This window comes from Mesorhizobium sp. M0243 (genome assembly GCF_040321775.1).
GTDB lineage: Bacteria > Pseudomonadota > Alphaproteobacteria > Rhizobiales > Rhizobiaceae > Mesorhizobium.
Genome location: NZ_JAMYSF010000016.1, coordinates 21,364 through 47,118, shown reverse-complemented (window position 1 = coordinate 47,118; position 25,755 = coordinate 21,364). Strand labels below are relative to the sequence as shown.

Below are 25,755 nucleotides of genomic sequence, written 5' to 3'. Positions count from 1 at the left end.
GCGCTCAGATCACCGAATCCGTCCAGCTCACGATCTGCCCGGCGGCGTCGCCGAACGCCTTGTCGAGCGCGCTGACATAGGCAGGATTGCCGCTGCCCGAGACGGGTGCGGCTGCGGTAAAGCTCTTGGAGGCACGGACCTCGCCGTTGCGATCGTTCAGGATCCGCACGAACAGATCGACCTCGGCATGTTCGCCGCCGTCGACACGCACCTCGAAGGAGCGGATTTCGACGATCACCTGATAGTCGATCGCCAGGCCCTCGCCCGGCTTGCCGACGCCGGCAAAGCTGCCCGAGCGCTGGAAGGTCTCGGCCAGCCGCGCCTGCACGATCAGCGGCAGCCGGTCGGCCCATTGCGCGCCCTTGAGATACTGGATCGAGCGATCCGACGGTTTGATGACGATGTTCTGGCTGTCCAGCGCCTTGAGCGCCGACGGCTGCGCGATCAGGATCTGCTTGCGGCTATGGCCATGCGCGTCGACCGAAGGCGCTGACAGCTCGAACGTATCGAGCGGCGCGGGCTTGCCGCCCAACGCCGCGCAGCCGGCCAGCGTCAAGGCAAGCAGTGCCGCAGCCGAAGTCAACCCGCCCGTTTTCACCCACACAGACTTCACGCGCGATCCCCGTTGTCCCCGGATCGTAAGATCGACCCGCTTTCGCGGCTCATGTTTCTGGGGCGCGCCGACGCCGAAGTCAACGCCGCGCCCTGCCATCGAATTGCCGAACCTCGCCATCCCCACCCGAAAGGATGCGCTGCGGATTGCGGCTGAGATCGGTTACCGCCTCTTCGATGCGGCTGATCGAACGACGGCTGTCCTGCACCAGCGCTTCGACATTCGAAAGCCCTTGGCCCGAGAATCGCGCCAGATTGTCGGTGATGACGCCAAGGCGGGCATTCAGCGTGTCGGCAACCTGTTTGAACGACTTCAGCGTCGCCCGGGCATCCGCCATCACGCCGTCGGCCTGGCCCGACCCGAGCAAGGTATCGACCTTGGCAAGAATGCCATCGACGCGCACCGAGGCATCGTTGAGCCGTTGCGCGAGCTGCTTTGCATCCTTGATCGTCTGGTCGATGTCGTCGGCCCGGTTGGCGAACTTGTGGGTCACCTCAGCGATGTCGGCGGCGGCCTTGTCGGCGCTCTCACTGGCCTTTTGAATGTTGGCGAGCGCCGAGCGCACTTGTGCGGGATCGATACCGTCGAGCACGTTGTCGACCTTGGCCAGCGTGCCTTGCGTCCGTTTGGTAAAATCGTTGACCGACCCCACGGCTGTATCGACGTTCTTGATCACGCCGTCGAGCTGCTTCGACGTCTCCTTGAGGTTACCGGTTACCGCGTCGACATTGGCGACGATGCTCTTGATCTTGTCCTTGTCGACGGCGTTGAGAAGGCCTTCGGCTGCTTTCAGCGTGCCGTCGAGTTTGCCGGAAACGCCTTTCAGCTCATCCGCCAGCGTGCTGGCGGCGGACAGGAACTTGTCGATCCCGTCCGAATTCTTGGCCAGCGCATCGGAGAAGGTCTGGACATTCTGGACGGTCTGCGTCAGCGGCCCGCGAACGTCCTTGGTGAAGCCTTCGAGCTCGGTCAGCACCTTGTCGGCGCGGGTGAAGATATTCTGCGCCGTCTGCAAGAGGTTGGTCACCGCCGACGGGTTGGCGACGATCTCGGCGACCTTACCTTCCTTTTCCGCCTGGTCGAGGAGTTTCACTTCCTTGGGGTCGGCGCCCTTGAGCTCGATGTTGGCCTGCCCGGTCAGGCCGGCAAGCCCGATATCGGCTTGCGTCGATTTGGTGATCGGCGTCATGCGGTCGATCTCGGTATCGGCGATGGCAACCGTCGGATTGTCGACGTCGATATAGACGCGCTTGACGTCGCCGACCTTGACGCCGTTGAACAGCACGAAACTGCCGCGGCCAAGCCCGGACGCCGAGCCCGGAATTCGCACGCGCAGCAACGTCGTCTCGCCCTTGTCGCCGATGGCCGCCGTCCAGTAGACGAAGGCAAACGCCGCCAGGATCGCGGCCAGCGTGAAGATGCCGACAATGACGTAGTTGGCTCTGGTTTCCATTGTCCCACTTATGGCTATGCGCGCGCCGCAAGATCAAGTTGCCGGGCGCGTTTTCCGCGGAAATAGGACTTTACCCACGGTTCCTCGCTCTTCAGCATGTCGTCGATGGTGCCTTCGACCAGCACTTTCTTCTTGCCGAGCACGGCCACCCGGTCGCAAGCGGTGAACAGCGTGTCGAGATCGTGCGTCACCATGTAGACGGTCAGATCCATCGTATCGCGCAGCTTGACCACCAGCTCGTCGAACTCCGCCGCGCTGATCGGATCGAGGCCCGATGTCGGCTCGTCGAGGAAGACGATGTCGGGATCGAGCGCGAGCGCCCGGGCCAGCGCGGCGCGCTTGATCATGCCGCCGGACAGTTCGGACGGGAATTTCTGCGCTGCATCGGGCGGCAGCCCGACCAGCTCGATCTTGAGCATCGCCAGTTCGTCCATCAGCTTTCGCGGCAGGTCGAGATATTCGCGCATCGGCACCTGGACGTTTTCCAGCACTGTCAGCGCCGAGAACAGCGCGCCGTGCTGGAACAGCACGCCAAGCCGCATGTCGATGCGCAGACGCTCCGCATCATCAGCTTTCTCGATATCGACGCCGAACAGCTTGATCGTACCCGACTGCTTGCGCGTCAGGCCGAGAATGGTGCGCAGCAGAACGGATTTACCAGCACCCGAGGCGCCGACAAATCCAAGGATTTCGCCGCGCCTTATGTCGAGCGACAGTCTGTCGAGGATAAGCTTGTCGGCGAAGGACACGCTGATGTCATGCGCGGATAGCACGATGTCGCCCTCACCCGCGTCATCAGCCAATGCGCCTGCCCTTTTCCTGTTTCGCAGCTTCATCTCAGAACTCGATCGCTGCGTAGAACATGGCGAAAAGTCCGTCGAGGATGATGACGACGAAGATCGACTTCACAACCGAAGCGGTAACATGCTGGCCGAGCGATTCGGCGCTGCCGCCGACCTTCATGCCTTCGACCGAGGCAATCGTGCCGATGATCATGGCCATGAACGGCGCCTTGATCAGGCCGGCAAAGATGGTGCTGAGATCGATGGCGACGCGCAGCCGGTCGATGAAGGCGGCGGGCGGGATGTCGGAATAGAGCCAGGCAGCCAGTATGCCGCCGCCGAGTGCGGCGAAATTGGCGATGATGGTCAGGCACGGCAAGGCGATGACCAGCGCCACGAGCCGCGGAAAGACCAGGACGCCGATCGGGTTGAGCCCGATGACTTTCAGCGCGTCGACCTCCTCGCGCATCTTCATCGAGCCGATCTCGGCGGTGATCGCGCTGCCGGAGCGGCCGGCGATCATGATTGCCGTCATCAGCACGCCGAGTTCGCGCAGGATCAGCACACCGACCAGGTCGACGACGAAGATATCGGCGCCGAAATAGCTGAGCTGATAGGCGCCTTGCTGGGCAACGATGGCGCCGACGATCGCCGACATCAGCACCACCACCGGAATGGCGCCGACGCCCATGCGGTCGATCTGGTTGAAAATCGCCGCCGGGTTGACGGCATGGCCACGGCCGAGCTTCATCTGCGCGCCACGGATGGTGGCGCCGAGGATGTTCATCGAGGCGAGAAAATCGTCGCGCATCTCGTAGACCCGGCGGCCAACCGCCTCCAGCGCGCGAATGACGATGTTGGGCGGTCGCGCCGGGCCGGATTCGGGTTCGCGCCGCACGGCCTCGCCGACAGCTTCGAGCAGGATCGAAGCGATCTCGCTCTGGCCTTGCATCTGGATCTCGACGCCCTTCTTCTCGAAGGCGCTGACCAGCCGGTCGATCAGCCAGGCGCCGGCGGTGTCCATCTTCTCGATCTTGGAAACATCGAGCGCCAAGGTTTTGAAGCCGCTTCGCTTTTCGATCTTGCGCATGTCGGCGTCGATGAGCGCGACGGTCCTTGTGGTCCAGATTCCGGAGAAAGCGCAGCCAAGAACGCCATCCTCCTCGCCGATCGCCACGCGCGGTTCGTGGTCAGCCTCCCCTGCGGTCGTGCCGCTTGCGTCGCGCTTGCCGATGGTCAACATGGCGTCCTGTTTAGCCTGACGGGTCTGACCTGTCGATTTGCCGACAACGGTTGTCGCATAGCAGGAGCAGAAAAATATGGCGCGTGTCATTTCGGTCGAGGCCGAGCGTTTTCCCATCGCCGGAACCTTCACCATTTCGCGCGGTTCCAAGACCGAAGCCGAGGTGATTTCCTGCACGATCGGCGACGGCGGCCACTTCGGCCGCGGCGAATGTGTCCCCTACAAGCGCTATGGCGAGACCATGGAGGGCGTGCGCGACGCCATCGAGGCCATGCGTGGCCGGATCGCCGGTGGCATCGGCCGGACCGCCTTGCTCGATGCGATGCCGGCCGGAGCCGCCCGCAACGCCATAGACTGCGCCCTGTGGGATCTGGAGGCAAAGCTCAGCGGAACCTCGGTAGCAGTCGCGATAGGTGCTCTTCCCTTGCAGGCGCTCGAAACCGCCTACACGCTGTCGCTGGGCGAGCCGGAGGCGATGGCGGCGCAGGCCCGCGCCAATGCCGCGCGGCCGCTACTCAAGGTCAAGATCGGCGGCGACAACGACATTGCCCGCATCCGCGCGGTCAGGCAGGCAGCGCCAGACAGCCGCATCATCCTCGACGCCAATGAGGGCTGGAGCGACGACAACATCGTTGCGAACCTCGCCTTTGCCGCCGAACAAGGCATCGCGCTGATCGAACAGCCGCTGCCGGCCGGTCGTGACGAGATCCTGCGCCATATCGCCCATCCCGTGCCGATCTGCGCCGATGAAAGCGTGCATGAGGCTGAGAATCTCGAAGCGCTTGTCGGTCTCTACGATGCCGTCAACATCAAGCTCGACAAGTCGGGAGGCCTGACTGCGGCACTGGTGCTGCGCGATCGCGCCCGCGAACTCGGTTTCGGCGTGATGGTCGGCTGCATGGTCGGCACGTCACTGGCGATGGCGCCAGCGGTGCTGCTTGCCCAGCATGCCGATTTCGTCGACCTCGACGGTCCGCTGCTGCTTGCCCGCGACCGGGTACCGGGCCTTATCTACCAGGGATCGCTGGTGTCACCGCCCGATGTGGCGCTGTGGGGCTGAGCGCGCAGCAAGCCCGATGAGCACCAGCCCGATCAAGGCGATCGGGATCATGGCAAAGAAGCCGTCCACGCCGAGACGGTCGTAGAGCGGGCCGGACGCCAGCGTCACCACCGCCATGAAGAAGCCGTTGGAGAAATAGGCAATGCCTTGCGCGGCACCTGTCCGCTCCTCGGAGACGGTTTCGCCGATCATCTTCTGCAGGCCGATCAGCCCAAGCGCCACCGAGACCGAGTGCAGCGACTGGACACCGAAGAAACCGGGAATGCCGAGGCCGAGCGGCCAGACCAGCGGAAAGGCGATCCAGCGCACGATGGAGCCGATCCCCGCCATCACCATGATCGACACGACGGAGAACCGGTCAAAAAAGCGGGTGAACATCATGAACATGCAGACTTCCGACACCACACCCCAAGCCCATAAGAGACCGACAACCGAATCACTGATGCCGATCGATTTCCAATAGATGGAGACGAAACCGTAGAGGAATGCGTGGCTGGCGGTGATGACACCGACGCCGACGGAAAAATACAGGAAATACGGGTTGAGAAGCTTCGGCGCCGAATGCTGAATGTCGGCGGCCGACAGCGGTGAGGCGCGCCGCGGACGGCCTAGACGCGGCGCCAGCAGGCCGGCGGCAAGGGCCGCGGCAAACGCCGCCAGAATGACAACCGGAACGGCCTGCGAGCCGGCTGCCGACAGAATGAAGCCGCCGGCGACATTGGCGCAGAGATAGGAGATCGAGCCCCATTTGCGCATGCTTGTGTAGTTCGAACCGAAGCGGCGGACACCCGAAAGCGCCAGCGAATCGGCGATCGGCGAATGCGGCGTCCAGACAATGGTCAGCGCCAATGAGACCGCCAGCACCATCGCATAGGTCGGCGGCAGGAAATAGCCTGCCGACAAGAGCAGTGATGCAGCCATCAGCGCGACATAGACATCGGCGCGGTCCCTGGCACGGTCGGCCAGCGCGGTCAGTAACGGCGTCGTCACCACGCGCAGGAACATCGGCGCCGCCAGAATGACGGCGATCTGCTCGGCGTGAAAACCCTTGGCCTGCAGCCACAGTGGAAAATAAGGCAAATGCGTTCCGAGCGGCACGTACAGCGTCGCGAAGATCAGGCTCATGCGCAGTTCGAAATGGCGCGGCTTGACGAGTTGTTCGGACGAGAGCTGCGGCAGGGCCATGAATCGATCCAATCGCGCTGTATTCGACCGGACGGCAACGCGTGTCGATCCCTTAACATGGACGAAAACCGGACGAAACCGGTTGGACTAATTGATTGATTCCGAAGCCCGAAAAGACTTCGGACTATGCCGCCTGCCCTACCCGGTCTTCGATGAGCAACGGGATAAAGGGCTCGTCCGGCGCTTCGGGCAGCACCTGCGCCCAGGTCAGAATTTCCATGCGGCCGTCAAAATGCTCGACCACGGCCGTACAACTTTCCACCCAGTCGCCGGTGTTGATGTACTGGACATCGCCAAAATTCTCGATGACGGCATGATGGATGTGGCCGCAGATGACGCCGTCGACATGCGAGCGGCGCGCCTCGTCCGCAAGCATGGTCTGGAACGAGCCGATGAAGTTCACCGCCTTCTTGACGTTGTGCTTGGCCCAGGACGAAAACGACCAATACGGCAGGCCGAGCAGTTGCCGCAGCCGCGTCACCACGCGATTGACCAGCATGGCCGCGTCATAGGCATGGTCGCCGAGATAGGCGAGCCAGCGCGCATTGTGGACCACGGTGTCGAACTGGTCGCCATGGATGACGAGCAGGCGCTTGCCGTCGGCGGTCTCGTGGATGGCGCTGTCGGCGACGACGATGCCGCCGAAATGCACGCCCTGGAACTGGCGGGCGAACTCGTCATGGTTGCCAGCGATGTAGGTGATGTTGGCGCCCTTGCGCGCCTTGCGCAGCAGTTTCTGCACGACGTCATTGTGGCTTTGCGGCCAATGCCAGCTCCGTCGCAGCCGCCAGCCGTCGACGATGTCGCCCACCAGATAGATGATATCGGCATCGTGATATCGAAGGAAATCGATCAGGAACTCGGCCTTGGCCGCCTTCGAGCCCAGATGGACGTCGGAAATGAACATGCTGCGGAAAGTGCGGGGCTCTTGGCCGGACATCGCGATTTCACCGTTGCTTTCGCGAGCCTATGCCCCGATTCATGCAACAACCGTATGACGGTTGCGATTGGTCCAGCCGAAGGACTAGCCTGCCGGCCAAATCACAGGAGAAATCGTCATGGATCTTGGTATCCGCGGAAAGAAGGCCATCGTCTGCGCTTCGAGCAAGGGGCTCGGAAAAGGCTGCGCCATGGCGCTGGCCGAGGCCGGTTGCGACATCGTCGTCAATGGCCGCAACGCCGAACTGGTGGCCAAGACCGCCGCGGAGCTGCGCGAGCGTTACGGCGTGTCGGTGACGGAAGTCGTCGGCGACGTCTCCAAGCCCGAGGTGCAGAAGGCGCTGCTCGCGGCCTGTCCCGAGCCAGATATCCTCGTAAACAACAATGGCGGGCCGCCGCTTCGCGACTTCCGCACGCTTGATCGCGAAAAAATCCTCGAAGGCGTCACCCAGAATATGGTGACGCCGATCGAGCTGGTGCAGGCTGTCATCGACGGCATGGCCAAGCGCGACTTCGGCCGCATCGTCAACATCACCTCGTTGTCGGTCTATGTGCCCATTCCCGGCCTTGATCTCTCGTCCGGCGCGCGCGCCGGCCTGACCTCGTTTCTTGCCGGCGTGGCCAGAACGGTGATCGACCGCAACGTGACCATCAACAGTCTTTTGCCGGGTAAGCTCGACACCGACCGGCTGCGCGGGCCGCACGAGGCCGGCAGTGTCGAAAGCCCTGAGGCCGCAGCCGCGCGCAAGACCCGCATCAGCGCCGACGTTCCGGCCAAGCGGCTCGGTACGCCGGAGGAATTCGGCCAGATCTGCGCCTTCCTGTGCTCGGTCCATGCCGGCTATCTGACCGGGCAGAACATACCGGTCGATGGTGGTCTCTACGTCAGCGCCTTCTGATCAACTTGTCCGTGAAACTGCAGGAATGGTCTGTCAGAAAATCAAGATAAGCATCTGATTAATTGTGGCTTTCGACGCGCCACCGGGTAAAGCTCTCGGCGCGTCAATTAGCGTCGCGAAAAACCACGGCTGCATGCTAAAAGGGAATCTCCAGCCAGATTTCGAGGGAGCGGCCGCATGGAAGGCGAGAGCAAAAAGACGGCACGTTCGGACCTCGACGAAGCCGCCCTCTACTTCCACAAGCACCCAAGGCCGGGAAAACTCGAGATCCAGGCGACCAAGCCGCTCGGCAATCAGCGCGACCTGGCGCTCGCCTATTCGCCTGGCGTCGCCGCCCCGTGCCTGGAAATCCGCGACGATCCGGCGACCGCCGCCGACTATACCGCGCGCGCCAATCTTGTCGGCGTCGTCACCAACGGATCGGCCGTTCTCGGCCTCGGCAATATCGGCCCGCTGGCCTCCAAACCGGTCATGGAAGGCAAGGCCGTCCTGTTTAAGAAGTTTGCCGGCATCGATGTCTTCGACATAGAGATCGACGCGCCCGGTATCGAGCGCATGGTCGAGACGATCTCGGCCCTGGAGCCGACCTTCGGCGGCATCAACCTCGAGGACATCAAGGCGCCGGAATGTTTCGAGGTCGAGGAGCAGTTGAAGGCCCGCATGGCCATACCGGTCTTTCACGACGACCAGCACGGCACCGCCATCATTGTCGCCGCCGCCGTGCTCAACGGGCTGGAATTCGCCGGAAAAACCATATCGGACATCAAGATCGTCACCTCCGGCGCCGGGGCTGCCGCCCTTGCCTGTCTCAACCTGCTGGTCTCGCTCGGCGCCAAAGTCGAAAACATCTGGGTCACCGACCGTTTCGGCGTTGCCTACAAGGGCCGCACTGATGAGATGGATCGCTGGAAAGACCCTTATGTAAAGGACACCGAGGCGCGCACGCTGGCCGACGTCATATCGGGCGCCGATGTCTTCCTCGGCTTGTCGGCGGCAGGCGTGCTGAAGCCGGAACTGCTTGAGCACATGGCGCCAAAACCGCTGATCCTGGCGCTGGCCAACCCCAATCCCGAGATCATGCCGGAAACGGCGCGTGCGGCGCGTCCCGATGCGATGATCTGCACAGGCAGGTCTGATTTTCCTAATCAGGTCAACAACGTACTTTGTTTTCCTTACATATTTCGCGGCGCGCTCGACTGTGGTGCCAGCGCTATCAACGAGGAGATGAAGATGGCGGCGGTGCGGGCGATCGCAGCGCTAGCACGCGAAGAGCCATCCGATGTCGCGGCACGCGCCTATTCCGGCGAGACGCCGATCTTCGGCCCTGAATTCCTGATCCCTTCGCCCTTCGATCCGCGCCTGATCCTGCGCATAGCGCCCGCGGTCGCCAAGGCAGCCTGCGACACCGGTGTCGCGACGCGGCCGATCACCGACTTCGCCGCCTATATCGACAAGCTGAACCGCTTCGTCTTCCGCTCCGGCCTGGTGATGAAGCCGGTGTTCTCCTCCGCCAAGGCATCGAGCGCCAAGCGCGTCATCTATGCCGACGGCGAGGATGAGCGCGTGTTGCGCGCCGCCCAGGTGGTGCTCGAAGAAGGCATCGCCGAGCCGATCCTGATCGGCCGCCCGCACGTCATCGAGGTGCGCCTGAAGCGCTACGGCTTGCGCATCAAGCCCGGTGTCGATTTCGGCCTGATCAACCCGGAAGACGATCCGCGCTATCGCCATTATGTCGACCTTTTGATCGAACTCGCGGGCCGGCGTGGCGTCACGACGGAAGCCGCGCGCACCATGGTCCGCACCGACAACACGGTGATCGCAGCACTTGCGCTGAAACGCGGCGATGCCGACGCCATGGTCTGTGGACTAGAAGGGCGCTTCGAGCGGCACCTGCGCAATGTCACCTTGATCATCGGCCCCCGTGCCGGCATCAAGGACCACGACCTGTCGACGCTTTCCATGCTGATCTCGCAGCGCGGCATCATCTTCCTGACCGACACCCACGTCTCCGTCGACCCGACGGCGGAAGAAATCGCCGAAATGACCGTGCTGGCGGCGGAAGAAATCCAGCGCTTCGGCATCGAGCCTAAGGCAGCGCTCTTGTCGCATTCCGATTTCGGCTCGCGCGATTCGCCCAGTGCCCTGAAGATGCGGCAAGCAGCGGCGATCCTGGCGCGCATCGCGCCTGACCTTGAATGCGATGGCGAGATGCATGCGGACACTGCTCTGTCGGAGCACCTGCGCCAGCGCGTCTATCCCCATTCGAGGCTGAAGGGCGAAGCCAATTTGCTGGTGTTCCCCAACCTCGATTCGGCCAACATCACGCTGACGGCGCTCAGAACCATGACGGATGCGCTACACGTCGGGCCGATCCTGCTCGGCACCGACATGCCGGCTCATATATTGACGCCGTCGGTCACCTCGCGCGGCGTCGTCAACATGACGGCGCTTGCCGTGGTCGAAGCCGCCCACAAGGCACAGGCGGTCGTCAATCTGGGCTGAACACGGATTTCGCGGTAAACTGCAGTTAACCGCGAACACGGTAGCCTTGCGGGCTAACAGTCGGATTTGGAAGGCGGAGTTTGGGCGGATGGCAAGCGGAGGGTGGAAGCAGGCGCATGCTGCCGTGCTGCTTGGCCTCCTGTTGTCCGCAACCTGGGGGGTGGCCGAGCCACAGGCTGCTTCGCGGGTCTGCCGCCAGCTGGAAGCCGATCTTGCCGCGTCCTCGCGCGGCGGCGGTGGCGGTCCGGCGCTGATCCGGAAATACGATTCCGCAATTGCCAGGCAGCATGAGCAGATTTCGAAGGCTCGCAGCCAAGCGAGCCGGGCCGGGTGCGGTTTTTCGCTGTTTGGTCGCAACCTCAATCAATGCGCCGGACTCAACGCCACGATCGACCGCATGAATGCCAATCTCGACGCCTTGCAGAACAAGCGCGAGCGGCTGGCCGGCGGCGGCTCTCGCCGCGACCGCGGACGCATCCTGGCGGCGCTTGACGCCAATGGCTGCCGCGACGACATCGTAGCGCCTCGGCGGACGCCTTTGCAGGAAGCCAACCGCGACGGCGGCAGCGCAAACCTGTTCAATCAGCTTTTTGGCGGCAACAGCCAGCAACTCGATATGCTTGATGCGCCTAGCCCGCCCGACGATCCAGGCGAGGAGCGCAATGTCCGCCGGGTGCTCAACCAGCCCGGCATACCCGATTTTCCGAGCGTCGGCGGTGAGTTCCACACCTCCTGTGTGCGCACCTGCGACGGCTACTTCTTCCCGATGTCGAACTCAGCCTCGGCTGGCGATTTCGAACGTGACCAGAAGAATTGCGAATCGAGCTGCCCCGGCACCGAAATGCAGGTTTTCTACTCGCGCGGCATGGGCGACGATTCGGCCTCGATGACGTCATCTGTCACCGGCCGGCCCTACAGCGAATTGCCGACCGCCTATCTCTACAAGCAGCCCGATATGTCGCGGCCGCCGGCTTGCGGCTGCAACGCCGCCGCGCAGGGTTTTCAGATCATCGCCGGCAACCCGCCGAATCCGGAACAGTTGCAACCCGAGACGGACTCCGCACCGTTCATTCCGGTGCCGATCTCCAAACCGGATCCAGGTGCCGATCCCGAAACGCTGGCCAATCAGGAAGGCGGGCTCGACCGCGAGACGATCAAGCGGGTTTCCGCCAAGCCGGTGACGTCGCCGATATCAGCCTTGCCGCCGGAACAGCGGAAGGTCAGGGTCGTCGGGCCAACGTTCCTTCCCGACCCATCAGCGGCAATAGATCTGCAAGCTCCGGCCCCGAAGGCAGTCCGGTAAGGGCTGTTCTGAGCGGCATGAACAACGCCTTGCCCTTGCGGCCGGTCGCTTCCCTGATGTTGCCCGTCCAGTCCTTCCAGATCGTCGCGGTCCAAGGTTCCTCCGGCAACAGGTCGAACGCCTGTCGAAGGAAATCGCGGTCGTCATCGGAAAATTCCGGCTTCTCCTGCGGTCCTTCGCGCAGGATACGCCACCAGTTGACCGCATCGGCCAGCCTGTCGAGATTGCCGCGCACCGTCAGCCAGAACGGTTCGGCCTGATCGCCGGAGACGCCGAGCACGATCAGACGGTCTTGTGCCTCGGCGAACGGCATGTGGTGCAGCAGCGACCGGTTGAGCACGAACAGCTCGTCCGGATCGAACTTGGCGGCGGATTTCGATGTCGCCGCCGGATCGAAGCGTTCGGCGAGTTCGCCCATCGTCGGCACCGCCGCGACATTCTCCGAAGTGCCGACCAGCACGGCCAATGATGCGACGGCCATCGGCTCGATGCCGTCCTCGCGCAGGCTCTCGATGGAGAGTGCGCCGGTGCGCTTCGACAAGCCCTCGCCCGATGCGGTGGTCAGGAGATTATGGTGGCCGAACACTGGCAGCTCGGCAGCCAGCGCCTGGAACAGGGCGATCTGCACGCCGGTGTTGGTGACGTGGTCGTCGCCGCGGATGATATGGCTGACGCCCATCTCGATGTCGTCGACGACAGAAGGCAGCGTGTAGAGATAGGTGCCGTCCTCACGTATCAGGACCGGATCGGAAAGCGAAGCGAGATCGACGGTTTCCTCGCCGCGCACCAGGTCGTTCCAGTGGATTTCGGTGCGTTCCGGCTGTTGTGGATCGCCTGAGAAATTGGGGAGGAGAAACCGCCAGTGCGGCTGGCGGCCATCGGCCTGGTATTCGGCGATCTGCTCGTGCGTCAGGGTCAACGCCTCGCGGCCATAGACCGGCGGCAGGCCGCGCGTACGGCGCACCTTGCGCCTGAGATCGAGTTCCTCCGGCGTTTCATAGCAGGCATAGAGAACGCCTGCCGCCTTCAGCCTCTCGACCGCCGCGTCATAGATATCGAAGCGCCGCGACTGGTACTCGGTGGCGTCGGGAAAAATGCCCAGCCAATGCAGGTCGTAGAGGATGGCGTCGGAAAACTCCTGCTTCGAGCGCGCAATGTCGGTGTCGTCGAAGCGCTGGATGAATCGGCCCCTGTTGTTCATGGCGAACAGCCAGTTGAACAGGGCCGTGCGCGCATTGCCGATATGAATGCGGCCGGTCGGCGACGGGGCGAAACGAACGGTAACTGTCATGAGCGGGGCGTACCGGATGCTTTTGTGGTTGACAAGACGCGCCCCCGCGCTGCCCGGCAGACATAGAACATGGCGGCTGGAATGAAAAGACCGACGCCTCAGGAGGCGCCCAGTCCGGAGGCCTTTGTAACCGAGCGCTGCCAGCCGCTGGGGCCGGCGACCGGTTGAAGGCGATCAGCGGCCGAAATCATCGGAACTGAGGCGGGTCCAGCGGTCGCCCACCAATCCACCGATAAAAATGTCGCCGGAGCGGACCGCTTCCGTGACCTCGGCGACCCGCGAGCGCACCATCGTTCCCCCGGCATAGCGGAAGAAGACATTCTTGTAGCCAAAGAGTTGGGGGATGAATTTGGTTTGCGTCTGTCCGGTGATGCCGACGCAGCCCATCTCCCATGCGGCGGCGACAAGCGCATCCAGTGTCGCGCCCCAGTGCGATCCGAATGCCTGGATTTGCAACAGGTTCGCCATGTCGCCGGCTTGACCGTAGAAGGCATAACAACCGAGCATTTTGCCCGTTTCGTCGTAGATCCCACCGAAATGAAGGGGGCCGTCGGCCCGCTTCTCGGCCGCCAGCGCAAGCAGTCGTGGCAGTTCCCCATCCTTCCAACTCGGCCGAAGAGCGTAACCAGACAGGAGAGTCGGCAGCTTCTCGGCAAATTGCACGGCATCGATCGGCTCACGGTGGGTGCGATGTGACGATGAATGGAGGACGGGGGGCTCGAACCTTTTCTTCGCGAGAGCATCGAATGCTCTCGCGCATGGATCGAGTACAAGGCGAGGCAGGCCAGGCCATTTACGGTGCAGTGCGGAGGCGGCCATCGCCGCCGGCCGGAAAACATATGTCCATCCCAGACAATGCACCGGAAGGAGTTGGTACTTCATCGGGCGCGCGAAGGCCAAGGATGTCCGGTTGGCCGAATCGGTCAGTTGCAGATCGAATTCGCCTTGATGCAAGGCACGCAGCAATTGGGGTCCGGCCGAGCCGTCATCGGTGCCGGGGTCGGCCATGAGCGGCCCGATGATCGCCGCATTCAATGCCGCTCCATTGAGCTCGTAGCGGGCTTTCAGAACGCCGAGGAACCCACCCAGACGACCGTGCCGGTTGATCTGGACAAGAGCGTTGCTTTCCCCGGAGTGGCCGACAGGGTCGAGATAAATCTCTCTCATATACGCGGCCGTCTCCGCGATCGCGCGATCGAGGAGGTGACGGCGGCGCCGGCGAAACTTCGTCAGGAAGAGTGCGGCGACGCGCTCGAGATCTTCGGCGGCGAGCGGCCGAACCAAGCCATGCTGAGATTCCAGCACTGACGGCGCAGCCAACTTCTCCTCGGCATTTGCAGAAAGATGCATCGTGAAGAACGTCCGTAGGTTGCCCTCCATCGGATATATATCAACCAATGGTAGAAACAACGTATCTCGGTCGGTATGATGAACAGAGGTCTCAAGACTTACTATCCGGACAGGACTTCACAGGCAAATCAAGTCGGCCAGAATCACGGCGCTGATCGGCGGGTTGGCCGCGGCCCTGCGATCGCATGCCCTGCTCCAGTCCGCTGGGCTGACCGTGCCGGACAGAGGCGGCCTCCGGCCGAAGCTGGAGGCCGCCTCAGGTCAGCTCACAAGTCCCTTGGTCAGCTCGAGCGCCTGGCGTTCGAACAGGCGACGGTAGATGCCGCCTTTCAGCCGGATCAGTTCGTCATGCGAGCCTTCCTCGACGATGTTGCCGCGATCGAAGACCAGCAGGCGGTCCAGCGCCCTCACCGTCGAAAGCCGGTGCGCGATGACCAGCGTCGTGCGGCCGACCATCAGCCGCTCCATCGCCTGCTGGATCAGCACCTCCGACTCCGAATCGAGGCTCGATGTCGCCTCGTCGAGGATCAGGATGCGCGCATCGGCAAGGAAGGCGCGCGCGATCGCCACGCGCTGGCGCTCGCCGCCCGACAGTTTCACGCCGCGTTCGCCGACCAGCGTGCCATAGCCCTTCGGCAGGTTGGTGATGAAGTCATGCGCACTCGCCAGCTTCGCGGCATGCTCGATCTCCTCCTGCGTCGCACTCGGCCTGGCATAGGCGATGTTTTCGGCCAGCGACCGGTGGAACAGGATCGGCTCCTGCTGGACGATGGCGATCTGCCCGCGCAACGAGGCTTGCGCCACCTGCGAGATGTCCTGGCCGTCGACCAGGATTTCCCCCGCATTCACATCATAGAGCCGCTGGATAAGCTTGACGAAGGTGGTCTTGCCCGACCCGGAATGGCCGACCAGCCCGACGCGCTCACCCGGCGCGATGTCGACCGAAAAGTCGCGGTAAAGCGCCGATCGGTGATGGCCATAGTGAAAGGTGACGTTGTCAAAGCTGATCCGTCCTTCGGTGATCCGGATCGGCTTGGCACCGGGCCGGTCCTCGATGCCGAGCGGTTCGGACTGGAAATCGACCAACTCTTCCATATCGTTGATGGAGCGCTGCAGATTGCGGATATGCGTGCCGATATCCCTGAGATAGCCCTGCAGCACGAAGAGCGAGGTCAGCACGAAGGCAACATCGCCGGCGCTCGCCTGCCCCCACGACCACAGCATCAGCGCCAGGCCGATCACCGCGGCGCGCATGACCAGCAGCAGCACCCCTTGCGTGGTGCCGTTGATGGTACCGCGCACCCAGGTGCGCCGTGTGCGCGCACGCCATTTGGCGACGACCTTGGCCAGTCGGCGTTCTTCGCGCTCCTCGGCGCCAAAGCCCTTGACCACGGCGTTGCAGCTGACCGCGTCGGCCAGCGAGCCGCCGAGGCGGGTATCCCAGGTGTTGGCGAGCCTTGCCGCCGGCGCGACATAGCCAAGCGACAGCAGCGCCGTCACCGTGATGAACAGCACCGAACCGGCAGCAACGACCGCACCCATCAACGGCCAGAACCAGCCGAGCAGCAACGTCGAGCCGACCAGCATGACGACCGACGGCAGCAGCGCGATGAGGATGGTGTCGTTGAGCAGGTCGAGCGCCCACATGCCGCGCGTCACCTTGCGAACGGTCGAACCGGCAAAGCTGTTGGCATGCCAGTCGGTGGAAAAGCGCTGGACGCGATGGAAAGCATCGGCGGCGATGTCGGCCATCATCTTCAACGTCAACTCGACGATCCCCATGAACGCAAGATTGCGCAACACGACGCCGGCCAGCGCCAACGCCATCAGCATCGAGAACGCCGTCATCGCGGCATTCCAGGCAATCGCGTCGGCGCCGGCGCTGCTGGCGACGGCGTCGACCAGCCGGCCGGAGTAGAGCGGCGTCAGCACATCGGCCAGCGTCGACAGCAGGAAGCTGCCCATGATGAGCGAGAGCCGCCACGGCTGGCGCCGCCAATGGGTGAGCGTGAAGCCAAGAACGCTGCGAAAGGCGCTCGCGCGCAAATCGATCTTAAAACGAGCCATGATGTCATTCGGGCACAAACGAGCCCGATCCCGGTAGGTCGAAAATTGAAGAAGCCGCGCAAGGGGCCAATGAGTGCCCGGAAAGCGGAGTGGCATATTTGGCGTCTCGCCCATAATCGGGCGGCGATCGGCATCGGCATAAGTCTGTGCTCGATCCGGCGTCCGCTCGAAGGGGAAACCTTCGCGGAGCGCCGGATGAGACCTAGGCTTCGCGGCCTCGCATTACCATGTGAAATACTGCCATTCGGACCTCCCGCAAGACAATTGCGGAGCGGTCGTTATAGAGACGCTTCGATGCATCGCCAAGACGGGCTGAGGCCAAAAGCGTATCTGGTCCAACCACTGCGATTATTTTGCAACAATGGCGGGCAAGCCGCGCCTCATTCAGGAACGCGATCGAAGCGCATGTAGCGGCCATCGGTTGATGGCTTGAACCCGAGCTTTTCATACATGCCATGGGCATCGCTGGTCGACAGGCTCCAATGGAAAACGGTCCTGACCTCCGGATGGTCGATCAGGGCCTGAACAAGCCGGCTTCCTATGCCTTGCCCGCGATTCTCCGGCCAGACGATGATATCGGCGAGATAGGCGAATACCGTGCGGTCGGTGATCGCGCGGCCGAAGCCGACTTGCTTGCCATCGACATAGGCACCGACGCACAGTGAATTGGCAAAGGCGCGGCGATGGACTTCATCAGTGCGTCCGGCGCCCCAATAGCTTGCCATCAACAGGTCCGATGTCGCACGGAAATCGATCCGTGACATGTCGAAGCTGATTTCACAATCGGGCATGGCTGTCTCCGGCCGCACCGCCGCGCGCTTTCGGTACTTAGCTGCGATCCCTGAAACGATTGGTGATGGGATAGCGGCGGTCGCGGCCAAAATTCTTTTTGGTGATCTTCACGCCCGGCGCCGCCTGCCGTCGCTTGTATTCTGCGATGTAGAGCAGGTGCTCGATGCGCGTCGCTGTCGCCCGGTCATGGCCGCGCGCGACGATATCGTCGACACCCATCTCGTTCTCAACCAGGCATTCGAGAATATCGTCCAGCACCGGATAGGGCGGCAGCGAATCCTGGTCGGTCTGGTTCTCGCGCAATTCCGCCGATGGCGCCTTGTCGATGATGTTTTTCGGGATCACCTCGCCCGAGGGGCCAAGCGCGCCCGGCGGCACGTGGCTGTTGCGCCAGCGCGACAGCGCGTAGACCTGCATCTTGTAGAGATCCTTGATCGGATTGAAGCCGCCATTCATGTCGCCATAGAGCGTAGCGTAGCCGACCGACATCTCGCTCTTGTTGCCGGTGGTGACGACCATCGAGCCGAACTTGTTGGAGATCGCCATCAGGATGGTGCCGCGCGCGCGGCTCTGCAGATTCTCTTCGGTGATGCCTTCCTTGGTGCCTTCGAACATCTGCGTCAGCGCGTGCAGAAACCCTTCGACCGGCTCGAAGATCGGCACGATGTCGTAGCGGCAGCCGAGCGCCCGGGCGCAATCCTCGGCATCTTTCAGCGAGTCCTTCGAGGTGTAGCGGTAGGGCATCATCACCGCGCGCAGGCGTTCCTCGCCGAGCGCATCGACGGCGAGCGCCGCGCAGATCGCCGAATCGATGCCGCCGGACAGACCAAGCACCACATTCTTGAAGCCGTTCTTGTTGACGTAGTCCCGCAGGCCTAGCATGCAGGCGCGATAGTCGGCCTCCTCCCGGTCCGGAATTTTCGACATCGGCCCTTCGGAACAGACCCAGTGATCGCCCTGGCGTTTCCATGTAGTGACGTCGACCGCTTCCTCGAACTGGCTCATCTGGAAGGCAAGCGTCTTGTCGGCGCCAATGGCAAACGAGGCGCCGTCGAAGATCAGCTCGTCCTGGCCGCCAAGCTGGTTGGCATAGATCATCGGCAGCCCGCATTCGATGACCTGGCGGATGACGACCTGGTGGCGGACATCGATCTTGGCGCGGTAGTAGGGCGAGCCGTTCGGCACCAGCAGGATTTCCGCCCCGCTTTCGGCCAGCGACTCGCAGATATCGACATCGCCCCAGATGTCCTCGCAGATCGGAACTCCGATGCGCACGCCGCGGAAATTGACCGGCCCCTGGATCTCGGGTCCGGCCTGGAAGACGCGCTTCTCGTCGAACTCGCCGTAGTTAGGCAGATCGAGCTTGTAACGTTCCGCGATGATCTTGCCGCCATCGGCGAAGACGATCGAATTGTGCGTGCCGCTCTTGCGCTTCAACGGCGTGCCGATGATGACGCCGGGACCTCCATCCGCGGTGTCGGCGGCAAAATCCTGTGCCGCCTTTTCGCAGGCTTTCAAAAAGGCCGGCTTCAGCACCAGATCCTCCGGCGGATAGCCGGCGAGGAAAAGCTCGGTATAGAGCACGAGATCGGCGCCTTGACGTGCGGCATCCGCCCTCGCCTCGCGGGCCTTGGCGAGATTGCCTGATATGTCGCCGACAGTCGGATTGAGCTGGGCGACGGCGATGCGCAGGATGTCGAGCTTCTTGGTCATGCCTGCTGACTTAGCGCGGCAAAATTGCCCGGGCAATGGCGTTCGTTTGGACCAATTCGGACCGATTGACATACGTCAACCGTGTACGGACCGATCAACGTACTTCAATCGTGGCGATACGACCAGGTATCAGTCGTCGCCCATATATTCGCGCAGCGCTTGCGGCGAATGGTTCTCGCCGATCGACATCGCCAGGATGCGTGAAATATGCCGGCGCGGCAGATGCGTCTCCGCTGCCCATTGGTTGATTTGCCTCTGGATCTTGTCCAGGTCCTTCTTCGAAGTCGGGCTTTCGGCGATGTCTAGGCCGGCGTCGCGCAACGCCGCGGCCATATCGCCCGAGATGACGAACGCATCCCAACCCAGCCAGCGCAGGAAATACTGGCCCGTATTGCCGCCCAGCCGGCTGCCATGCTTGCCGAGCCAGGCCATCAGCCCGACCTGGTCGTCAGCCGGCCAGTTGGCGAGGAATTGGCCGAAACCGCCATATTCCTTCGACACGCGCTCGACGAAGGCAGCGTTGTCGCGCACGGATCTGATCTTCTGCGGGTTGCGCACGATGCGCTGGTCCGCCGTCAGATCGTGCCAGAAATCATCGGGCTGGAACAACAGCCGCTTCGGCTCGAAGCGCAGAAACGCCTCCTCGAAGCCCGGCCATTTCTGCTCGATGACGCGCCAGACGAAACCAGCGGCGAAGACGCGTTCGGCCATAACAGAGAGAATGCGGTCATCGGCGATGTCAGCCACGGCGGCATTGTCAGGCGCCGGACCCAGCAGCGACGTAAGTTCCTCTTCGCCGCCCTTGCGTTTTGCGGCGCGTGCGCGAATTTTCTTGAAATCGGCCATTGGTCCCTCGGCAACTGGAATCAATCTAACACTTCCCGTGTGAGCCGGCAGCCTCTACCTCTTACGGCAAGCCAAAGACCCTGGAGATGGCCATGAACAAGACGATCGACGACCTGGCGAACCGCTGGCTCAAGCGGCGGCCGGACGGCCTCAGCCAGCTCGAAAGCCGGGTGCTGCAATCGACGCTCGAACGGACCACCATCTCGCGCGACACCAACAAGGCCGTCGCCTTCCACCAGACCTTCGGCGACCGGCTCGCCGACACGATCGCCCGCATCGGTGGGTCATGGTCCTTCATCCTGACCTTCATCGCCTTTCTGATCCTGTGGACATCAGGCAATGTCTGGCTGCTGTCGCGTGACGCCTTCGATCCCTACCCGTTCATCTTCCTCAATCTCGTTCTGTCGATGGTCGCCGCCTTGCAGGCGCCGGTGATCATGATGGCGCAGAACCGCCAGACCGAACGCGACCGCATCGACGCCGCCCACGATTACGAGGTCAACCTGAAAGCCGAGATCGAGATCATGGCGCTGCATGAAAAGCTGGATGAACTGCGCCACGGCCAGATTCTCGGTATGCGCGACGAGATCGTGCAGCTGACCGAAATGGTCAAGCGGATCGACGAAAGGCTGTCTTCGCAGCAGTCGGCTTCATGACCGACGCAATCCATCATTTCATCGAACAATACGGGCTGCTCGCGGTCTTTATCGGTTGCGTCGCGGAGGGCGAAAGTGCCGCCATCCTTGGCGGCTTCTTCGCCCACCAGCAGGTCTTCGTCCTGTGGCACGCGGTTCTTGCGGCCGCGCTCGGCGCCTTCGTCGGCGATACTTTCTTCTTCATCCTCGGACGAAGCTTCGCCGACCATCCCTATGTCGTCAGATTGCGCAAACGGCCCGGCTTCCGCCGCGCCTTTCGGCTGCTCAACACCCATCCCGACATTTTCGTGCTGTCCAACCGCTATATCTACGGCATGCGCCTCGTCGGCGGCATTGCAGCCGGGCTTTCCAACATTGCCGCGCCGCGCTTCGTCATCCTCAACGCGCTTTCATCGGCGGTCTGGGCGGTACTGTTCGGCACGATCGGTTATGTCTTTGGACTGGGAGCCGAGCACGTCATCGGCCAGGCGTTGATGCATCACGAACGGTTGCTGATCGGGCTTGGCATCGGCCTGACCGTGGCCGTTCTGGCATGGCTCGTCGCCCGTCACATCGCCAGGAAGGAACGCGCCAGGGAGGACTGATCGTCAATCCACGCCGAGCGCCTGATCCCCCCGATCGAGGATCAGCGGGATGATCAGGTCTTCCTCGTCGGCAAGATGCCTTGTCAGCATGGCGATCAGCCGGCTGTTTTCGTCGGCATAGGCGTCGGCGGCAAAGCGCTGTCTGTCTTCGTTTTCCTGAAGCGTCTTGATGAACGCATTGGCCGCCTCGGCATTGCGCTCCAGCCCTTCATGAATGGTGTGATGGTCGGCATCGAGAATCTCGAAGCCGCGCTTCAAACGGGGCTCGGCCTTGGCGAAGACCGGAAAATATTGATAATCCTCGACATTGTGGTGACCGTCGAGATGCCCAAGAAAATGATCGAGGCGCGGCGCGAACCAGCGCGCGAAATCAGGCGCCGTCAGCCGTCCCTCACGGTAGTCCCCAATACCGTTGGCCAGCATGCCGCCAAGTTCGCGGAACATGTCGTGCCGCTGCAGCCACATATTGGCGATGCCATGGATGTTGGCATGGTCCTGCCAGTTTTCACGCGGGTATTTTTCGACGAGCCAGCGCAGATCGTCTGGCAGGCCAGCACGCTCAAGAAGCAGAAAGCTCGTGGCTTCGGACATGACAGTCTCCTTTGGTGACTGGCATGTAGGCATCGAAAGGCTAGATCGGTAGTCCCGTAATCCGCTCGATAATGGCGATACCCCAGACGCCGGCGACGATGAGCACCGAAATCAGCACCGCCAGCGAACCGCAATCCTTGGCCAACTGGATATCGACATTGAACTCGCGGCTGAAAGCGTCGCATGCCGCCTCGATGCCGGTGTTCAGCACTTCGACCATGATCAAGAGCAGTACGGCGCCGATCAGCAAAGCATAACCGCGCCACGAGATCGAAACGAACCAGCCGAGCGGCAAGGCAAGCGCCAGCAGCATCAGCTCCTGCTGGAAAGCTTTCTCGCTGGTGGCCAGCTTGCGAAACGCCCGCACCGAATTGAAATAAGCATCGATCAGCCGCTGCATGCCAAACCCCTTTGCGAATCACCGGCACGGGATAATGCAATGGCTGGCCAGATCAATGGAATAAGGTGACTTGTCCAAGATTCATTCAGCAACCGGTATGGACGGTGTCGACTTTTCAAACTGCGGCAGCCCGTCGTCGATCGAATAGTAGTCACCCTTGTCACCGACGAAGATATGGCATTCCCCCTCAAGACCTGTGGGCTTGTCGAACGATCCCGCCATGACTGAAACGTAGTCCTGGTCTCGCGGCTTCCAGAACAGCACCGATCCGCATGCCTTGCAGAACCCACGCCTGGCGAAGGTAGAGGCTTCGTACCAGGTGATACTTTCCGTGCCCTCGATCACAATGTCGGCGTTGGCAACATTGGTCGCGGCATAGAAATGTCCGCTCTGCTTGCGGCATTGCGAGCAATGACAATAGACGACGCCACGCAGCGCTCCGTGCGTTTTGAAGCGAACCGCTCCGCACAGACACGATCCCGTGTGATTGTCGCTCATTTCGACCTCCTCGAGGAAAACTCTGCCTCAGCATCGTCGTCAGGATTCCAGCTTTGCGACGACCACACGCAAGCAAATGCGACATGTACTGGCGTGGTGAATCCGAAATTCGGTTTCATTTTCAAGAGCGCGATGCGCGAATTTCGGATTCAAAGCCACCAAACTGGCGTCGTTTTCGATTATTGGGTGCGCAAATTTAAGCTTTTACAGCCGCAGGTAGAGAAAAACTGTGGAATCTCGGCAAATTAAGGAAACTTTAGCGCTGGCGCATTTATGGTCATGGCAAGCGAAGGTCGTGGGTGGGGACGCATCCCTTTGCAAGTTGTTCTGGAGTCGGTCGCATTCCCCAGGTCGGCGACAAAGGGAACCCGCGAATTCTACAGCGGAATCCGAGGGGAAGAATCAAAAATGCAGCCGGCAGCTCTTCCGACCGAACGAAGCACCGACATCGCGGCCAGTGTCGTTGCCACAATGCGCCAGCTGGGCGTGCTCAGCCTGCCGCGCAACTACGAGATTTTCTACGAGGCGCTGAGCGGCACCAATCGCGAACTCAGCCTCGCCGTCGTTTCGCTGAGCAGCCGGCCGACACAAGATGAACTGGACCAGATCGGGCGCACTTTCTTTGCCCACAACCATGGTCCGGGCATCGTCGAGCATGCCAGAGACGTCATCGCCAGGGAGCTCGAGGAGGTTGCTTCGTTGCTGCGGAGCGAGCGCAGCCACATCGAGAAATACGGCAGGATCCTCGATGAGACATCGAGCGGCCTCAGCGGCCGCAGCCTTCTCTCTCAGGATCTCCTGCAGAAGATCGCCAACGCCATGGCGGTTGCCACCAATTCGACGATCGATCACGGCCGGCAGGTGGCCTCGACGCTCAGCGACAAGACGGCCGAACTCGAGAGCGTCAAGTCGAAGCTTGAGGAGTATAAGCGGCTGGCCGACACCGATCCGTTGACCCATATCTGGAATCGGCGCGCCTTCGACAAGGAGATCACCAGGATCTACAACAGCAACAGGGGTATCCTGTTCAACGCCCTGGTTCTTGTCGACATCGACCGCTTCAAGGATATCAACGACCGCTATGGCCACCCGGTCGGCGACAAGATCATCCAGAGCATCGCCGATATTTTCCAGACCAGCATTCGCGGCGACATGTTCGTCGCCCGCACCGGCGGCGAGGAGTTCGCGCTGATCATCGAGGGCGCCAGCGAGGACGCCACCTATGACGTCGCGGAGCGTATTCGTGCCCTGATCGCGCAGACGCCGTTCACCAGCAGCCAGACCGGTACGAATTACGGCACCGTTACCGTCTCGATGGGTATCTGCATGGCGTCCGAAGCCGAAGGACCCGAAGATCTCTACACCAAGGCCGACCGGGCGCTCTATCGCTCGAAGGTCAGCGGCCGCAACCGCGTCACCAGGCACTCGACGATGGCAGGCCCCCGGGCCGGCAAGAGCTGGCTGCTCTACAAGAAGGACTGACAGTCCCTGCCCGCTGGTGCCGGGAACACTGGACTAGCGCAGACATAAAAGGCGCCCGATTTCTCGGACGCCCTTTCGTGGATCTTATTCGGACTGCGCGAAAATCAGCCGTTGGCAACCTGCTTGTGCTGCACCGGGTGGCTCTTCTTCAACAGATCCGAGACCAGGAAGGCCAGTTCGATCGCCTGATCGGCATTGAGGCGCGGGTCGCAATGGGTGTGGTAGCGGTCCTGCAATTCCTCGGCGGTGATGGCGCGTGCGCCACCGGTGCATTCGGTGACGTTCTTGCCGGTCATTTCGACATGGATGCCGCCCGGATGCGTGCCTTCGGCGCGGTGCACCTCGAAGAAGGTCTGCACCTCCTTCAGAATGCGGTCGAACGGCCGCGTCTTGTAGCCGGCGGCCTCGATCGTGTTGCCGTGCATCGGATCCGACGACCACACCACGGAGCGGCCTTCCTTCTGCACCGCGCGAACCAGCTTCGGCAGATGGTCGGCGACCTTGTCGGAACCGAAGCGGGCGATCAGCGTCAGCCGGCCGGGCTCGTTCTCGGGATTGAGCAGGTCGATCAGCTCCAGCAAGCCGTCCGGCGTCAGCGACGGACCGCATTTCAGGCCGAGCGGGTTCTTGATGCCACGGCAATATTCGACATGCGCATGGTCGGGCTGGCGGGTGCGGTCTCCGATCCAGATCATGTGACCCGAGGTGGCGTACCAGTCGCCAGAGGTCGAATCGACACGCGTCAGTGCCTCCTCATAGCCGAGCAGCAGCGCCTCGTGGCTGGTGTAGAAATCGGTCTCGCGCAGCGCGTAGTTGGTTTCCGAGGTGATGCCGACGGCCTTCATGAAGTCCATCGTCTCGGTGATGCGGTTGGCAAGAGACTCGTATTTCTCGCCCTGCGGACTGTCGGACACGAAGCCGAGCATCCAGCGGTGCACATTCTCCAGGCTGGCATAGCCGCCTTGCGCGAAGGCGCGCAAAAGGTTGAGCGTCGCCGCCGACTGGCGATACGCCATCTCCTGGCGAGCGGGGTCCGGAATGCGCGACTTGGGGTCGAATTCGATGCCGTTGATGATATCGCCGCGATAGCTGGGCAGCGTCACCTCACCCTTGGTCTCGTTGTCGGACGATCGCGGCTTGGCAAACTGGCCGGCAACGCGGCCGACCTTCACCACCGGCTGCGCGCCAGCGAAGGTGAGCACCACCGACATCTGCAGGAAGACGCGGAAGAAGTCGCGGATGTTGTCCGCGCCATGCTCGGCGAAGCTCTCGGCGCAATCGCCGCCCTGCAGGAGGAATGCGTCACCGGCGGCGACAGAAGCGAGCTGCTTCTTCAGCTTGCGCGCCTCACCGGCAAAAACCAGCGGCGGAAAGGTTGCGAGCTGGGCCTCCGTGTTCTTCAGCGCGGCAAGGTCCGGATAGGCAGGAACCTGCTTGATCGGCTTTGCTCTCCACGAATTCGGCGACCATTTCGTCATCGCTGCACCAACACTCTTTCCGGCGAGC

Annotated in this window: 23 protein-coding genes; 7 read left to right on the top strand and 16 right to left on the bottom strand. The window is 62.2% G+C overall.

The window, feature by feature from the left end; translation table 11 throughout:
• Positions 1-4: 4 nt before the first annotated feature.
• The 4 genes from NKJ11_RS20540 to NKJ11_RS20525 form a co-directional block, all read right to left on the bottom strand.
• Positions 5-613 (bottom strand): ABC-type transport auxiliary lipoprotein family protein, encoded by a 609-nt coding sequence (locus NKJ11_RS20540; protein WP_502905812.1) that lies wholly within the window; start codon positions 611-613, stop codon positions 5-7.
• A gap of 79 nt (positions 614-692) precedes the next feature.
• Positions 693-2,066 (bottom strand): MlaD family protein, encoded by a 1,374-nt coding sequence (locus NKJ11_RS20535; RefSeq protein WP_352794177.1) that lies wholly within the window; start codon positions 2,064-2,066, stop codon positions 693-695.
• A 14-nt stretch (positions 2,067-2,080) separates the two neighbouring features.
• Positions 2,081-2,902, bottom strand: coding sequence for an ABC transporter ATP-binding protein (locus tag NKJ11_RS20530; RefSeq protein WP_013531884.1), 822 nt, complete (start codon positions 2,900-2,902; stop codon positions 2,081-2,083).
• A 1-nt stretch (position 2,903) separates the two neighbouring features.
• Positions 2,904-4,091, bottom strand: coding sequence for an MlaE family ABC transporter permease (locus NKJ11_RS20525; protein WP_023810578.1), 1,188 nt, complete (start codon positions 4,089-4,091; stop codon positions 2,904-2,906).
• Between the two features lie 76 nt (positions 4,092-4,167).
• On the opposite strand from NKJ11_RS20525, the gene dgcA reads away from it, so the two are divergent.
• Positions 4,168-5,151: an N-acetyl-D-Glu racemase DgcA gene (gene dgcA, locus NKJ11_RS20520; protein ID WP_352631662.1), complete on the top strand. Its 984-nt coding sequence runs from the start codon at positions 4,168-4,170 to the stop codon at positions 5,149-5,151.
• On the opposite strand, the gene NKJ11_RS20515 is transcribed toward dgcA, so the two are convergent.
• Positions 5,122-6,336 (bottom strand): MFS transporter, encoded by a 1,215-nt coding sequence (locus NKJ11_RS20515; RefSeq protein WP_352794175.1) that lies wholly within the window; start codon positions 6,334-6,336, stop codon positions 5,122-5,124. The genes dgcA and NKJ11_RS20515 overlap by 30 nt on opposite strands.
• Positions 6,337-6,460: 124 nt before the next feature.
• Positions 6,461-7,276, bottom strand: a complete 816-nt coding sequence (locus NKJ11_RS20510; RefSeq protein ID WP_023810575.1) for a UDP-2,3-diacylglucosamine diphosphatase — start codon at positions 7,274-7,276, stop codon at positions 6,461-6,463.
• A 118-nt stretch (positions 7,277-7,394) separates the two neighbouring features.
• Between NKJ11_RS20510 and NKJ11_RS20505 the strand changes: the two genes are divergently transcribed.
• The 3 genes from NKJ11_RS20505 (at position 7,395) to NKJ11_RS20495 (ending at position 11,979) form a co-directional block, all read left to right on the top strand.
• Positions 7,395-8,174, top strand: coding sequence for an SDR family oxidoreductase (locus tag NKJ11_RS20505; protein WP_352440283.1), 780 nt, complete (start codon positions 7,395-7,397; stop codon positions 8,172-8,174).
• A 177-nt stretch (positions 8,175-8,351) separates the two neighbouring features.
• Positions 8,352-10,676 carry an NADP-dependent malic enzyme gene (locus NKJ11_RS20500; protein ID WP_352552978.1) on the top strand — a complete coding sequence of 775 codons (2,325 nt, stop codon included), beginning with the start codon at positions 8,352-8,354 and terminating at the stop codon, positions 10,674-10,676.
• An 88-nt stretch (positions 10,677-10,764) separates the two neighbouring features.
• On the top strand, positions 10,765-11,979 hold the full coding sequence (locus NKJ11_RS20495; protein ID WP_352794173.1) for a DUF2865 domain-containing protein: 1,215 nt from the start codon (positions 10,765-10,767) through the stop codon (positions 11,977-11,979).
• On the opposite strand, the gene gltX is transcribed toward NKJ11_RS20495, so the two are convergent.
• The 6 genes from gltX to NKJ11_RS20465 form a co-directional block, all read right to left on the bottom strand.
• The gene (gltX, locus tag NKJ11_RS20490) at positions 11,897-13,270 is read right to left on the bottom strand and encodes a glutamate--tRNA ligase (protein WP_352794171.1); all 1,374 of its coding nucleotides are present in this window, start codon (positions 13,268-13,270) and stop codon (positions 11,897-11,899) included. The genes NKJ11_RS20495 and gltX overlap by 83 nt on opposite strands.
• 174 nt (positions 13,271-13,444) lie before the next feature.
• On the bottom strand, positions 13,445-14,650 hold the full coding sequence (locus NKJ11_RS20485) for a hypothetical protein (protein WP_352794169.1): 1,206 nt from the start codon (positions 14,648-14,650) through the stop codon (positions 13,445-13,447).
• 231 nt (positions 14,651-14,881) lie between these two features.
• Entirely contained in the window at positions 14,882-16,687 is a 1,806-nt protein-coding gene (locus tag NKJ11_RS20480) for an ABC transporter ATP-binding protein (protein WP_352794167.1), read from the bottom strand.
• A 380-nt stretch (positions 16,688-17,067) separates the two neighbouring features.
• Positions 17,068-17,478 carry a GNAT family N-acetyltransferase gene (locus tag NKJ11_RS20475; RefSeq protein ID WP_127296171.1) on the bottom strand — a complete coding sequence of 137 codons (411 nt, stop codon included), beginning with the start codon at positions 17,476-17,478 and terminating at the stop codon, positions 17,068-17,070.
• A 37-nt stretch (positions 17,479-17,515) separates the two neighbouring features.
• A complete protein-coding gene (locus NKJ11_RS20470) occupies positions 17,516-19,192 on the bottom strand; it encodes an NAD+ synthase (RefSeq protein ID WP_023810566.1) in 1,677 nt (558 codons plus the stop codon).
• 129 nt (positions 19,193-19,321) lie between these two features.
• Complete coding sequence (locus NKJ11_RS20465) at positions 19,322-20,038, bottom strand: DNA-3-methyladenine glycosylase I (RefSeq protein WP_023810565.1); 717 nt, start codon at positions 20,036-20,038, stop codon at positions 19,322-19,324.
• Positions 20,039-20,130: 92 nt separating this feature from the next.
• On the opposite strand from NKJ11_RS20465, the gene NKJ11_RS20460 reads away from it, so the two are divergent.
• Together NKJ11_RS20460 and NKJ11_RS20455 are read left to right on the top strand one after the other, a co-directional pair.
• Positions 20,131-20,694 (top strand): DUF1003 domain-containing protein, encoded by a 564-nt coding sequence (locus NKJ11_RS20460; protein WP_023810564.1) that lies wholly within the window; start codon positions 20,131-20,133, stop codon positions 20,692-20,694.
• A complete protein-coding gene (locus NKJ11_RS20455) occupies positions 20,691-21,278 on the top strand; it encodes a DedA family protein (RefSeq protein ID WP_352552967.1) in 588 nt (195 codons plus the stop codon). Before NKJ11_RS20460 ends, NKJ11_RS20455 begins: the two co-directional genes overlap by 4 nt.
• Positions 21,279-21,281: 3 nt before the next feature.
• Here NKJ11_RS20455 and NKJ11_RS20450 read toward each other — a convergent pair whose 3' ends face one another.
• From NKJ11_RS20450 to NKJ11_RS20440, 3 genes are all read right to left on the bottom strand, one after another.
• Positions 21,282-21,869, bottom strand: a complete 588-nt coding sequence (locus NKJ11_RS20450; RefSeq protein ID WP_352552965.1) for a hemerythrin domain-containing protein — start codon at positions 21,867-21,869, stop codon at positions 21,282-21,284.
• A gap of 40 nt (positions 21,870-21,909) precedes the next feature.
• Entirely contained in the window at positions 21,910-22,269 is a 360-nt protein-coding gene (locus NKJ11_RS20445; protein WP_023810560.1) for a diacylglycerol kinase, read from the bottom strand.
• Between the two features lie 81 nt (positions 22,270-22,350).
• Entirely contained in the window at positions 22,351-22,767 is a 417-nt protein-coding gene (locus tag NKJ11_RS20440) for a GFA family protein (RefSeq protein ID WP_023810559.1), read from the bottom strand.
• Positions 22,768-23,175: 408 nt separating this feature from the next.
• Here NKJ11_RS20440 and NKJ11_RS20435 point away from each other — a divergent pair, with 408 nt between their 5' ends.
• The gene (locus NKJ11_RS20435) at positions 23,176-24,249 is read left to right on the top strand and encodes a diguanylate cyclase domain-containing protein (protein WP_023810558.1); all 1,074 of its coding nucleotides are present in this window, start codon (positions 23,176-23,178) and stop codon (positions 24,247-24,249) included.
• Positions 24,250-24,353: 104 nt separating this feature from the next.
• On the opposite strand, the gene NKJ11_RS20430 is transcribed toward NKJ11_RS20435, so the two are convergent.
• A complete protein-coding gene (locus NKJ11_RS20430; RefSeq protein WP_013531905.1) occupies positions 24,354-25,727 on the bottom strand; it encodes a class II 3-deoxy-7-phosphoheptulonate synthase in 1,374 nt (457 codons plus the stop codon).
• Between the last annotated feature and the right edge of the window lie 28 nt (positions 25,728-25,755).